The following is a 12228-nucleotide window of genomic DNA, read 5'->3' as shown; positions in this document are numbered from 1 at the left end:
ATAATGGGGTTTGCGAGACAAATCCAGAACTTTGCAGGTCAGTGGCTTCAGAACGGTTGAATTTCAGGTTGGGACTTCGGCGGCTTGCCGCGCGAAGTGTTGAGTCGTTCAGGACCCGTCATAACGGTCTGATCAGAAGGAAAACGAACCAATGGACCAGCAGGGACAATTGAAATCTAGGGCAGCGGATATCAGTATCGATCTCTACAAGTCGGCGACAAATCGCAAGCTTGCATCGGTCACGATGTCTGCCGTGCCGCGCAAGGGTGAGATCGTCTGGATTGAAAGCCGCCGCGTCGCAATGAAGGTAGAGGATGTCATCTGGCATGCGGAAAACAATTCCGCTCAGCTTTATCTTGCACCCGATCGTGACAGGCTTGAACGATCTGACTGATAGCTAACCGATTGATCTTGAAGGGTTGTCGTGGGACACCCTCGCCATGAGTGATCGCAAGGGTCTCAATCGGCAGCTCTTCTGGCTTTACGAAGGGACGGGCAATGGCCCGTTTGCCTTCAGGTGGGCTCTGCTCATCTTCGACATCCTGACGATCGGTTACTTTCTGTGGGCGCCCTTTGATCAGCGTGAGCGCGGGCATTATGCGCTCGACTACGTCATCGGGTCGGTCATCCTTATGGATTTTCTGGCTCGGCTGTACATCACGCGGCACAAGCATCGCTTCTTCCTGAAGTGGATCAACTGGGCTGACATGATCGTCATCGTGACCATGTTTGCCCCGCTTCTGGTCTCGAATTTTGCGTTCCTGCGCATCTTGCGCGCCGTGCGTGCGGTGCGAGCCTTCACCTTCATACGGCGCATCAAGGTCCTGACGCCTTTCTTCCAGCGCCATGAGCATGTGATCGACAAGGTGACGAACCTCGTCGTTTTCGTGTTCATCACATCGGCGATCGTCTATGCGACGCAGGTGGGCCGTAACGCCGATATCCACACCTATATAGATGCGCTCTATTTCACCGTGACCAGCCTGACCACGACGGGTTATGGCGATGTTCTGCTGCAGGGACAGGCCGGCCGTTTTCTGTCTATTCTGGTGATGGTCCTGGGCCTCTCGCTGTTCCTTCAGCTGCTTCGGGCGATCATCGAACCCGACAGCAAGGTGAATGTCGAATGCGAAGCATGTGGACTGAGCCGGCATGACAGAGACGCCGTCCACTGCAAGCATTGCGGCGAAGTGGTCAAAATTCCGACGAAGGGCTTTTCATGAGTTCTGATATTCCGTTTCGCGACATTCCTTATCTGCCGCAGAAGCTCGACGTGACGTATCGCGACGACGGTTCGATCCTGCTGCGAAACGGCCAGCCGCTTCGGCCCTATCCGGCGCACATGCTGGCGCCGATTGTCTATTGGGCCTCGGCGCGGCCGGACCAGATCTTCCTGGCACAGCGCGATCCGGACGATCCGTCAAAGCCCGGCTGGAAGACGGTGACCTATGGTGAGGCGCTGTCGAAGATCCGGGCGCTGGCGCAGGGCTTCCTCGATGCGGGTGCCGGGCAGGACAAGCCGGTGATGATCCTGTCGCGCAACGCCATTGAGAATGCGCTGGTCATGTATGCCGCGATGTGGGCCGGTAGCCCGGTCGTGCCCGTCACGCCCGCCTATGCCACGCTCAGCCAGGATTTCGCGCGGCTCAATTATATCGACGCGCTGACTGAGCCGGCCTTCATCTATGTCGAGGATGGCGAAGAGTATCAGCGCGGCCTCGATGGCATGGATGTGGGAGACCGTCTGGTGCTCTATCGCAGGAACAGGCCGAGCGGCGTGAACGCGAAATCGCTGGATGAATTTGCCGCCGAGCCAACGAGCTTTGTTGATCTTGCTTATGACCGGATCAGCGGTGACAGCATCGCGAAATACATGCTGACCTCCGGGTCAACGGGCGAGCCGAAGGCCGTTATCAATACGCACGAGAACATCGCGGCGATGGTCAAGAAGATCCGTTCCATCTGGGACGTGGAAAAGCTGGAAGCGATGGCGGACGGCCCGCAGGTGATGATCAGCTTCCTGCCGTGGAGCCATACATATGGCGCGAACTCGATCCTGCACTCCATGCTGGACTGGGGCGGTACGCTCTACATCGACTGGGGCGCGCCGACACCGGCCCGCCTGCCGGAAATGCTGCGCAATCTGCGTGAGGTCGCGCCGACCCAGCATACGACGGTGCCGGCGGCCTGGGCGGCGATTGCGACCGAGCTGGAGCATGACCGGGCGCTGGCGGAAACCTTCTTCTCGCGCATCATGGTGATGGCTTATGGCGGCGCAGCGCTGGGCCAGGACATTTATGAGCGCATCCAGAAGGTGGCCGTCGGGGTGACGGGCGAGCGGATCAGCCTGTCTGCTGGCTATGGCGCGACCGAAACCTCGCCGACCATCTCCAATGTTCATTGGCCAAGCGACACGATGGGCTTGCTTGGCTTGCCGCTGCCGGGCGCGGAGATGAAGATGGTGCCGGTGGGTGAGAAGATGGAACTGCGCGTGCGCGGGCCGGGCATCACGCAGGGCTATCTGAAGAACCCCGAAAAGACCGCCGAGGTCTTCGACGAGGAAGGCTATTACTGCCTTGGCGACGCGGTGAAGTTCAAGAATCCGGACGACCCGAATGAGGGCCTCGCCTTCGATGGCCGGATCGCCGAGGAGTTCAAGCTGTCGAATGGGACATGGGTGTCTGCGGGCACGGTGCGGATCAAGGCGGTTGAAGCCGTCGATGGGGCGCTGTCGGATGTCGTGGTGTGCGGCCTCAACCAGGACCGCATTGCGCTGCTCGGCTTCCTCAATGAGGGGTGGTGCCGTCGGAAAACCGGACGAAATGTACCGCTTGAAGACTTGGCTGAGGACGAACAGGTGAAGGCGGCCGTGAAGGACGGGCTGCTCGACTATAATCGCAAGCACCCGAATGCCGCATCGCGCGTTGCGCGTATCCTGCTGCAAAAGGACATGCCCAAGGCCGATGCCGGTGAGATCACCGAAAAGGGCTATCTTAATCAGAGTAAGGTGCAGGCGCTGCGCGCGGCTGACGTCGAGCGGCTGTTCGCCAAGCAACCAGACGCTGACATTATCGAAATCAAATAGGGCGGTGAGTACCCGTCCGTACAGGGAGTAAATTCTGACATGGCTGACACCGAAACAAAGACGATGACAGGTGCCGACGCGCTGGTTTCAACGCTGGCAGACAATGGTGTGACGGCCTGTTTTGCCAATCCGGGCACGTCGGAAATGCATCTTGTCACAGCGCTCGACCGGGAAACGCGGATCAAGTCTGTGCTCTGCCTGTTCGAGGGCGTCGCGACGGGGGCCGCCGATGGCTATGCGCGGATCGCGGGCAAGCCGGCGATGACGCTGCTGCATCTTGGGGCGGGTTATCTCAATGGCGGTGCGAACATCCACAATGCCAAGCGCGCGCATACGCCGATGATCAATGTGATCGGGGACCATGCCGTAGATCACCGGCGCTATGATGCGCCGCTCAATTCCGACATTATGGGTCTGGCCGGGCCGAACTCGATCTGGATCAAGTCAGCCGACAGCGTCGAGGTCACAGGCAAGCTCGCTGCGGAAGCCTATGCGGCCAGCTTTGGGCCTGAGCCGGGGCCTGTGTCGCTGATCCTGCCGGCGGATTCGGCCTGGACCGAAGGCGGGCAGAGCGGCGGCAAGACGTCCGTTCCAGCGCTGCTACAGACGCCGAAAGTGAAGATCGACGCCGCCGTTGAGGCCATTGGCAAGGCAAAGTCTCCGATGATCCTGATCAATGGCACGGCGCTGACCGAGGCTGGGCTGGCCCAGGCGGCCCGCCTGAAAGCGGCGGGTGTTCGGGTCATGACCGACACGTTTTACTGGAAGATGCGCCGGGGGGCTGGCGTCTTCACGCCGGACCGGATGCAGTATTTTGCTGAAGGCGCGATGGCAGACATTGAAGGCACGGATCTGATGCTTGTTGCGGGGACGTCGCTGCCGGCGGCCTTCTTCGCCTATCCCGGCAAGCCGAGCCTGCTCGTGCCGGAAGGCTGCGAAACGCTCAGCCTTGGCGGGCATGACATTGACAGTGCGACGACGCTGGAAATCCTCGCCGATGCGCTGGGCGCGAAGGATGCGGCTGCGCCAGCTGCGCTGAAAAAGCCTGATGCGCCGACGGGGGAACTGAACGCGGCGACGGTCGGGGCGAGCATTGCGCGGCATATGCCGGAGAATGCGATTGTTTCGGATGATGGCGTGTCGAACAGCCTGCCAGTCTTTATGTCGACGCAGGATGCCGAACCACATGACTGGTTGATGCTGACCGGCGGCGCGATCGGGCAGGGCCTGCCGCTGGCGCTCGGCGCGTCCGTGGCGGCGCCAGACCGGAAAGTCATTGCCCTCTCAGGGGATGGCGCGGGCATGTACACTGTGCAGGCGCTGTGGAGCATGGTGCGTGAAGGCTGTGACGTGACCACGGTTGTCTTCGTCAACCACACCTACCGGATCCTGAACATCGAGCTGCACCGCACGGGCGCTGGCAATCCTGGGCCGACGGCAAAGGACATGCTGGCCATTGGTGAGCCGGATATCGACTGGGTGAGCCTGGCGCAAAGTCTGGGCGTGCCTGCAACGGCGGCCACGACGGCGGAAGAGTTCGACGCGGCGTTCGAGGACGCCATGAAAGAAAAAGGGCCGCGACTGATCGCGGCCCTCGTTCCGGGCTGAGGGGCCCGTTTCTAACCGTCCCTGGTTGTTTCTAGTCGACGAATTCCCAGCGGTCGCCGCCAACATTACAGGCGGTCGCTGGTTCGCTGACACGCTGACCGTTCACATAGCGGTCGCGGTAGACGGTGCGGCATTCGCCGCTGTCATAGCCCTGCGTGTAGCCGGCATTGTAGCCGGTCGTCGTCGCGCCATAGCCCGGGTCATACTGGGAGCCGTACAGCTCTTCTCCATTATACCCATCATCATAGCCGTAATTGTTCGTGCCATAGGTGACTTGCTGGCTGTTATCGTAGCCGTACTGGCCACCATATTGCTGGCCGCCATAGACCTGGCGAGGCTGCTGTGGGGGCGCATTGTAAACCTGGCGAGGGGCACGGGCCTGGTTGCAGTTGGTTGCACTGCCGCCAATGGCGCTACCGGCAACACCGCCAACGATGGCACCGATCACAGCGCCGGCGAGCTGGTCATTATTGTTGTCGCGGTGATGGCCGCGTCCGCGATATCCATAGCCGTAGCCACGGTCCCAGCCGCGTGAATAGCGATGGCCGCGGCGGCGGTGGTTATCATCATCATCGTCAGCAATGGCTGCGCCGATCAGACCGCCGGCCACAGCGCCAAGGACGCCGCCTGCCGTCTGGTTTGAGCGTTTTGCCGCGTCACAGCCTGAATTGTAACGGGTTGGCTGCTGATAGTCGTAATTATCGTAGCCGTTGTAGCTATTGTAGCCATTGTCATAGCCATAGCCTTGCGCGGCGGCTGGCATAGCCATGGCGAGTGCCGCGATACTTCCAATAAAACCCAACTTCATATTGGACATGTATTCTCCTTTCAGCACGGGGCGTCAAAGGCCCACATGTCTTCAGATCGCACTATAGCAAATCAAACTGAACGCAGGCTGAAGAAAAAAGTCAATTATTTTCAATGCAATATATGACGCACTGGACCTTGTTTGAACACTGCCCCATCTTTTGAGGTATGGGATTGTTCGATAACGCACAGAAAACGGCAGGCCGGGCGCGTTATACCGCCGCTCAAGGTATCCGCTCGGCCTGGTATGGCGCACAATACGCGATCGCCAAGCGGAGGTCTGCGGGATTCAATCGGCCCGGTGAGCCCGCTTTCAAACCGTCCAATCCGGTCGATACGAAAGAATTGCGGGCGAGCTATTTCAAACTGTTCGCGACAGACCGGGCCAATATCGAGGCCGGGCTTTATCCGCCGCCCGAAGACTTCAGGCTGATCGATTTGCCCAAAGCGGTGAAGCGGGCGCGGCATTTCATGGAAGATGTCGAAGAGGTCGACCGGCGGCGCGTGGCGCGCGACGGATCGGAAGTCCGCGACCAGCTGGAAGGGCATAATCGCTATCCGGCCTATTACCGCCAGAACTTCCACTACCAGACCGATGGCTGGCTGTCGGATGAGAGCGCGCAGCTCTATGACCATCAGGTCGAAGCACTGTTTACCGGCTCTGCTGATGCGATGCGGCGGGCCGCGCTGGCCGAGATTGCGCATGAGCTGAAAGGCTGCGACCAGCGCGACGTTCAGCTGCTTGATCTTGCCTGCGGGACCGGACGCTTTCTGCGCGAGACGATGCGGGCCTTTCCGCGCCTTCAGGCAAGCGGGCTCGATCTGTCGCCGAACTATGCCGAGCGCGCGCGAAAACAGGTAGCGCCGTGGCCGCAGGTCGAGATCATCGAAGGTCTGGCCGAGGCAATCCCGCTGAAGGATGCGTCTCTGGACGTTGTGGTTTCGATCTACCTGTTTCATGAGCTGCCGGAGAAGACGCGCAAGCAGGTGATGGCTGAAGTGGCCCGCGTGCTGAAGCCGGGCGGGGTGTTCATCATCGCCGACAGTCTTCAGTTCAAGGACAATGAGAAGCTCGACGGTATTCTGGAATACTTTCCTGAAGGCTTTCACGAGCCGTATTACAAAGCGTATCTCGGCTGGGATTTTGAAGCGCCGATGGGAGAGGCCGGGTTCGCACTGGAACGGACGGAAATTGCCTTCCTGACAAAAGTGAATGTCTGGCGGAAAGCTTAAAGGAGCAAGCAATGGCGAATAACAGGCTGGCCCTGATCACAGGGGCGTCCGCCGGGATCGGTTCGGAATTCGCGCGTCAGTACGCAGCGAAGGGCTGGGATATCGCGCTCACGGCGCGGCGGCTCGACCGGCTCAACAAGCTCGCGCGGGAAATTGAGGAAAAGTACAAGGTCGCGACGATTACCATCTCGCAGGACCTCGCTCTGGCAAAGAGTGTCGATACGATCCTGCACGAGCTGAAAGAGGCTGGCCGGCATGTCGATGCGCTGGTCAATAATGCGGGCTACGGCCTGCCGGGCACCTTTTTCAATACGAGCTGGAAAGAGCAGCAGCAGTTCATTCGCGTGCTGTATACGGCCCCGATAGAGCTGGTGCACAAGCTGTTGCCGGGCATGGCGGAGCGGGATTTCGGCCGGATCATCAATGTGGCGTCCCTGGCGGGCTATGCGCCGGGATCAAGCGGTCATACGCTCTATGCCAGCGTGAAAGCCGGGATGATCAAGTTCTCCGAAAGCGTTCATGCCGAGGCGCAGGCGGCGGGACACAATATTCACTGTACGGCGCTTTGCCCGGGCTTCACCTGGACCGAGTTTCACGATGTGAACGGCACGCGCGAGATGACGGATCAGTCGCCGGACTGGATGTGGATGAAGGCCGAACCTGTTGTCGAAGCAGGCATCGACGCGGTGACCAAAGGTCAGCCAGTTGTGGTGCCCGGCGCTGTGAACAAGGGTCTCGCGACGCTGACCAAGATCCTGCCGGACCCGATTGGCCGCGCCGTGATGAAGCAGCAGTCGAAGCGGTTCCGGAAAACTGAAAAAGACTAGGGCGAAAGCTCTGCGGCGATGCGGTCTGCCAGCAGGCGGCCTTCGGCGGTGAGGGCGATCCTGTCGCCGATCGTCCTGATCAAACCGCTCGAGCGCAGCGTCGCGACGGTTTCCTCATCGAGCGGCACGCCGCCGATTGCCTCTATCCGCGCCATCTCGATGCCCTCTGAGGGGCGCAGGCCCATTGCGAGGAGTTCTCGAACATTGTCGATGTCGCTGAGCGGGTCGTGGGCCGGAGGGCTTTCTATTGAAGTCATATAGTCGGCAGGCTTTGGCGCCGCATGCGTGGCGACCCGATGGCCATCTATGGTCAGCCGCCCATGCGCACCGGGGCCGAGGCCGATCCAGTCGCCGCCGCGCCAATAGGTTAGATTGTGCTTCGACTGTGTGTCGGCGGACTGGGCGTGGTTCGAGACTTCATAAGCGGGCAGAGCGTGGGCTTCGGTGATCTGCTGCGTCAGCTCATAGAGATCCGCCTGGTCATCATCCTCCATCGGGACAAGTTCGCCGCGCGCAGCGCGCTTGCCGAAGGCGGTGCGTTCCTCAATGGTGAGTTCGTACAGAGACAGGTGCGGCGCGCCGAGGGAGAGGGCATCGGTAAGTTCGGCTTCCCAGCTTTCGGCGGACTGGCCCGGGCGGGCGTAGATGAGATCGATGGAATGGTTCGGGAAGGGCCCGGCGGCGCGTTCGACGGCTTTGCGGGCGCTGGCCGCGTCATGGTCCCGGCCGAGAAAAGCAAGCGCGTCGTCGTCGAGAGACTGGAGGCCGATTGAGAGGCGATTCACGCCGGCTGCTGCCCAGGCTTCGAGGTCGGCACTGATCACATCATTCGGGTTGGCTTCGAGCGTGATCTCCGCGCCAGGGGCGAGGCCGAAGCTGCGCTCGGCGAGTTCGACCAGCAGCGCGATATCGCCAGCGGCCATCAGAGAGGGCGTGCCACCTCCGAAATAGACCGAGCCGAGAGGAGGGTGATCCGGCAGGTCATCGGCATGGCGGGCAAGGTCGCGTGCGATGGCGTCCAAAAGCGGGCGGTTGTCGCGGTCTTTCGCGGCATAGACGTTGAAGTCGCAATAGGGGCAGATCTTTGAGCAATACGGCCAGTGGATGTAGAGGCCGAAGCCGTAATCCGGCCCAAAGGGCAGGGCAGCGCTCATGGGAGCAGGGCGGCTTTCAGCTTCCGGAATGCGTCGGCGCGGTGGCTCATGGCGTGCTTCTTCGCCGGGTCCATCTCGCCAAAGGTTTCTGTCTCTCCGTTTGCGACGAAGACCGGGTCATAGCCGAAACCCTTGTCGCCGCGTGGGGGCCAGACAAGCGTGCCGTCCACGCTGCCTTCGAAGACTTCCTCATGACCGTCCGGCCAGACGACAGCGAGCGTGGAGACAAAGCGGGCGCTGCGATCCTGGGCATCCATGTCCTGAAGCAGGTCTTCCACCTTCTGCATGGCGACGTAGAAATCGCGCGGCTCACCAGCCCAGATGGCCGTGTGGACGCCGGGCATGCCGCCAAGGGCGGTGACTTCCAGGCCGCTATCATCTGACAGGGCGGGTGCGCCAGTCGCTTCGCAGGCGGCGCGGGCCTTGATCAGTGCGTTACCGGAAAATGTCAGCTCGGTTTCGTCCGGCTCGGGAAGATCAAGCTCGATGGCGGATACAACCTCCATCCCAACAGGCTCGAACAAGTCCTTGAGCTCTCTCACTTTTCCCTTGTTGTGGGTGGCGGCAACCAATCGGCCTTTTCCAAGTGTGCGAGTCATGACTGAATGTGCCTTCCATCTTGCATTCTTGATGAATAGTATTATCGTTTAACGGTAAATTACCGGTTTCGGCTTACGGATACCGGCTTCGTACCTAAGGATTGACCGAACGTATATGAGTGTCCGCCAGCAAAACTCCATGGCAGCTTTCCTGTCCATGCTGATGCAAGTGATCATCTGGATCGCTGTCATCGCCGGCATTATTGCGTTTCTCCTGATCAGTGCGGGCCTCATTGGAAGCCTGAATGGCGGCGCGGTGAAAGTGCCCGGCATGGAGACCTATGTCGAGGATGTGAAACCCGGTCAATTCGTAGCGGGCCTTGCAGGACTCGTCGTATTTGCGCCAGGCATCATCTATGTCTGCATGCAGCTCAAGGCGATCCTGAACACGCTCGCCGACGGGGACCCGTTTGTGCCCGACAATGGCCCGCGCCTGACCCGTATCGCGGTCGCCATCGGCGCGGTGGAACTGGGGCGGTACGTAACAGTTATTCTGCTCAATGCATTTGTGGATCTTGGCTCCGACCAGCCCGTGCGGCTGAGCATAAACCTTGCAGCATGGGCTGCAGTGGTAGCGCTTTTCATCCTGGCGCAGGTCTTCCGAGAAGGAAGCCGCCTGCGTGAGGAAGAGAAGATGACGATTTAGGAGGCCGAGAACAGATATGGCCATTCGTGTAACTCTCGACCGCGTTCTCCTGGAGCGGCGCATGTCCCTGACCGAGCTGTCAGACCGTGTAGGCGTAACGCTCGCGAACCTCTCCATTCTGAAAACCGGCAAGGCAAAAGCCGTCCGTTTCTCCACACTGGAATCGCTCTGCCGCGAGCTCGATTGCCAGCCAGGTGACATTCTCGTCTTCGATGAAGAAGAAGACGGGACAGCGGCGAAGGATGATGAAGCGGCGGCTTAGCGTGGTTCACGGGTGGCGCGCTTCGACCTCGTAGCCACATACATGATGGCGAATCGTAAGAACGGGACGATCTACACCGGATCGACGTCTGACCTATGGACACGGATTGGCCAGCATAAGTCGGGGCATGGGTCGGCTTTCACTGCGAAGTATGGTTGTCACAAGCTCGTCTGGTGCGAATTTCATGATGGCATTGCCGAAGCCAATCATCGCGAGCGCAGGATCAAGACCTGGCCGCGCCAATGGAAAATCAATCTGATCGAAGAGGCTAATCCTGACTGGAAGGACCTGACGATGACGCTTCCATTCAGGTGAAACGTGTTATGCGCCTTGCCACGGCTTGTCCGTGGCACCCATCTCCTGCCACCGCTTATTGTGTTAGATTCGATGATGGGCCCCACGGACAAGCCGTGGGGAAGCAACCGTCGGCTTGGTACTTCGTTGAACACACACGAAGCCAAGCCTTGGAGATACGAAGCGAATGAAAAAATCAGTCTCAGGCTGTTCGATTGCCTTGCTCTACGCGTTATCGCTCGCCGCCTGCACGGGCAGTGACCGCGAGGCGGGTGAGTTCAAGAATGACTGGCTTGGCAATGAGATCAAGATTGACCGGCTGGCCGATCCGAAAGTGCGGGGCATTACCTGCCACATCGCCTATTTCGACCGCGGCGTCTGGGACCGGATCGGCAAGGGTAACTGGTTCGAGGACCCGTCAAACTCTTCGATTTCGTGCGTGCGGACAGGGCCGGTTGTCATCGGAAAGATCGATCTTGATCGCTCCGGCGAGGAAGTCTGGGACCGGGGTCGTTCGCTGATCTTCAAGCAGCTTGCCGTGCGCCGCATCTACGATCCGGCCAGCGATTCGATGATGTACGTCTCGTTCTCACGCAAACCTGTCGATGGCTCAGCCAAGATGAGCCTGTCGACCATATCGCTTTGGGACGGCGAGGTGACATGGGAAGGGCGCGAGAAGCCGGAGCCGCGCGATTAGGGGTATGTGCGTATCGACCTCTGGCTGCCCTTCGCCCAAGGGCGTGACATGACATACCAAGTCCGTTCCGCCGAGGAGCGCCGCCGCGCCATTCAGGAGAATGCTGCGCGTCTCGGCATAGACGACGCTTTCATCTCATTGCTGGTCGAGACCTTCTATGCACGGATTCGGGCGCATCCGCGTCTCGGGCCGATCTTCAATGGCGAGGTGGATGACTGGCCCGAACACCTGGCCAAGCTGAAGGATTTCTGGGCGTCGGTCGCACTGAATGCCGGACGCTATTCCGGAAAGCCGGTGCCGGCGCATATGAAGCTGGACGGCATAAGCCGCGAGGATTTCGGGCTATGGCTTGGGCTTTTTCGCCGGACGCTGGAAGAGATCGCGCCCGGCGAGGAGACGGTGGACTATTTCATGCAGCGGGCCGAACGGATCGCGCAGAGCCTGCAGCTTGCCATGTACGGGCTGGAGAGCTTCGGGGGCAGTGTTAACCGGCCGGTGACCGAATAGCTGCGGCGCACGCTAGCAGGCTCGACGCCTATGCCTCTTTGAGTTCTTCCGGACCGAGCTCCGGTTTTATCGGGCTCAACCCAACAGCTCTGACAACAGTCCACGACACGAACGTCATCCAGCCTGCGGGAACGACGGAGAGAAATGCAAATACCAAGCCCTGCTCGAAGAAAAATGAGGCATCAGGAGACGTTTGAAACAACACGCATGCGATCGTGCCAAGCCAAACGACTATTGCGGACACGATCACGATTTGAGCGGTTTTCCTCTGCGTCTTGGTTTGTAATTGCAGAAACAGGAAATAGCCCAGACTGACAGCAATCGTGCTGGGCAAGCCAGTTATATACCAAAAACTACGGACATATTCCCAATCTTCAGGGGAGGAAAAGCCATACTCTTTGCTAAGCCAAAGGATCCACACCGAGTAAATTGGCGTCAGCGGGCCAGCCATGATCCAGGCAATCACGGCGAAGGGCGCTGAACGAAATCTAAATCTCCATTCGGTCATG

The 12228-nt window shown here is 59.7% G+C and carries 15 protein-coding genes; 11 read left to right on the top strand and 4 right to left on the bottom strand.

Annotated elements, in window-relative coordinates; genetic code table 11:
- The first annotated feature begins 169 nt into the window (after positions 1 to 169).
- The 4 genes from WNY37_RS15980 (at position 170) to WNY37_RS15965 (ending at position 4693) form a co-directional block, all read left to right on the top strand.
- Positions 170 to 394, top strand: coding sequence for a hypothetical protein (locus tag WNY37_RS15980; RefSeq protein WP_342974391.1), 225 nt, complete (start codon positions 170 to 172; stop codon positions 392 to 394).
- 46 nt (positions 395 to 440) lie between these two features.
- Positions 441 to 1223: an ion channel gene (locus WNY37_RS15975; RefSeq protein WP_342974390.1), complete on the top strand. Its 783-nt coding sequence runs from the start codon at positions 441 to 443 to the stop codon at positions 1221 to 1223.
- Positions 1220 to 3085 carry a feruloyl-CoA synthase gene (locus tag WNY37_RS15970; RefSeq protein WP_342974389.1) on the top strand — a complete coding sequence of 622 codons (1866 nt, stop codon included), beginning with the start codon at positions 1220 to 1222 and terminating at the stop codon, positions 3083 to 3085. Before WNY37_RS15975 ends, WNY37_RS15970 begins: the two co-directional genes overlap by 4 nt.
- A 63-nt stretch (positions 3086 to 3148) precedes the next feature.
- Positions 3149 to 4693: an acetolactate synthase large subunit gene (locus WNY37_RS15965; RefSeq protein ID WP_342974911.1), complete on the top strand. Its 1545-nt coding sequence runs from the start codon at positions 3149 to 3151 to the stop codon at positions 4691 to 4693.
- Between the two features lie 31 nt (positions 4694 to 4724).
- Here the strand turns inward: WNY37_RS15965 and WNY37_RS15960 are convergent, their stop codons facing one another.
- Positions 4725 to 5510, bottom strand: coding sequence for a hypothetical protein (locus tag WNY37_RS15960; protein WP_342974388.1), 786 nt, complete (start codon positions 5508 to 5510; stop codon positions 4725 to 4727).
- Between the two features lie 158 nt (positions 5511 to 5668).
- Between WNY37_RS15960 and WNY37_RS15955 the strand changes: the two genes are divergently transcribed.
- Positions 5669 to 6733 carry a class I SAM-dependent methyltransferase gene (locus WNY37_RS15955; RefSeq protein WP_342974387.1) on the top strand — a complete coding sequence of 355 codons (1065 nt, stop codon included), beginning with the start codon at positions 5669 to 5671 and terminating at the stop codon, positions 6731 to 6733.
- Positions 6734 to 6744: 11 nt separating this feature from the next.
- Entirely contained in the window at positions 6745 to 7560 is an 816-nt protein-coding gene (locus tag WNY37_RS15950) for an SDR family oxidoreductase (RefSeq protein WP_342974386.1), read from the top strand.
- Here the strand turns inward: WNY37_RS15950 and hemW are convergent.
- Both hemW and rdgB read right to left on the bottom strand, forming a co-directional pair.
- On the bottom strand, positions 7557 to 8714 hold the full coding sequence (gene hemW, locus WNY37_RS15945; RefSeq protein ID WP_342974385.1) for a radical SAM family heme chaperone HemW: 1158 nt from the start codon (positions 8712 to 8714) through the stop codon (positions 7557 to 7559). The genes WNY37_RS15950 and hemW overlap by 4 nt on opposite strands.
- Positions 8711 to 9313: an RdgB/HAM1 family non-canonical purine NTP pyrophosphatase gene (gene rdgB, locus WNY37_RS15940; RefSeq protein ID WP_342974384.1), complete on the bottom strand. Its 603-nt coding sequence runs from the start codon at positions 9311 to 9313 to the stop codon at positions 8711 to 8713. Before rdgB ends, hemW begins: the two co-directional genes overlap by 4 nt.
- A 139-nt stretch (positions 9314 to 9452) precedes the next feature.
- Between rdgB and WNY37_RS15935 the strand changes: the two genes are divergently transcribed.
- From WNY37_RS15935 to WNY37_RS15915, 5 genes are all read left to right on the top strand, one after another.
- Positions 9453 to 9959 carry a DUF2975 domain-containing protein gene (locus tag WNY37_RS15935; RefSeq protein ID WP_342974383.1) on the top strand — a complete coding sequence of 169 codons (507 nt, stop codon included), beginning with the start codon at positions 9453 to 9455 and terminating at the stop codon, positions 9957 to 9959.
- Between the two features lie 16 nt (positions 9960 to 9975).
- A complete protein-coding gene (locus WNY37_RS15930; RefSeq protein WP_342974382.1) occupies positions 9976 to 10221 on the top strand; it encodes a helix-turn-helix transcriptional regulator in 246 nt (81 codons plus the stop codon).
- A 42-nt stretch (positions 10222 to 10263) separates the two neighbouring features.
- Entirely contained in the window at positions 10264 to 10536 is a 273-nt protein-coding gene (locus tag WNY37_RS15925) for a GIY-YIG nuclease family protein (RefSeq protein ID WP_342974381.1), read from the top strand.
- 166 nt (positions 10537 to 10702) lie between these two features.
- Positions 10703 to 11212 (top strand): CreA family protein, encoded by a 510-nt coding sequence (locus WNY37_RS15920; protein ID WP_342974380.1) that lies wholly within the window; start codon positions 10703 to 10705, stop codon positions 11210 to 11212.
- Positions 11213 to 11260: 48 nt separating this feature from the next.
- On the top strand, positions 11261 to 11719 hold the full coding sequence (locus WNY37_RS15915) for a group III truncated hemoglobin (protein WP_342974379.1): 459 nt from the start codon (positions 11261 to 11263) through the stop codon (positions 11717 to 11719).
- Positions 11720 to 11747: 28 nt separating this feature from the next.
- Here the strand turns inward: WNY37_RS15915 and WNY37_RS15910 are convergent, their stop codons facing one another.
- On the bottom strand, positions 11748 to 12227 hold the full coding sequence (locus tag WNY37_RS15910) for a hypothetical protein (protein WP_342974378.1): 480 nt from the start codon (positions 12225 to 12227) through the stop codon (positions 11748 to 11750).
- Between the last annotated feature and the right edge of the window lies 1 nt (position 12228).

The organism is Henriciella sp. AS95 (genome assembly GCF_038900055.1).
Lineage (GTDB): Bacteria > Pseudomonadota > Alphaproteobacteria > Caulobacterales > Hyphomonadaceae > Henriciella.
This window is presented reverse-complemented; position numbering and strand designations above follow the sequence as displayed.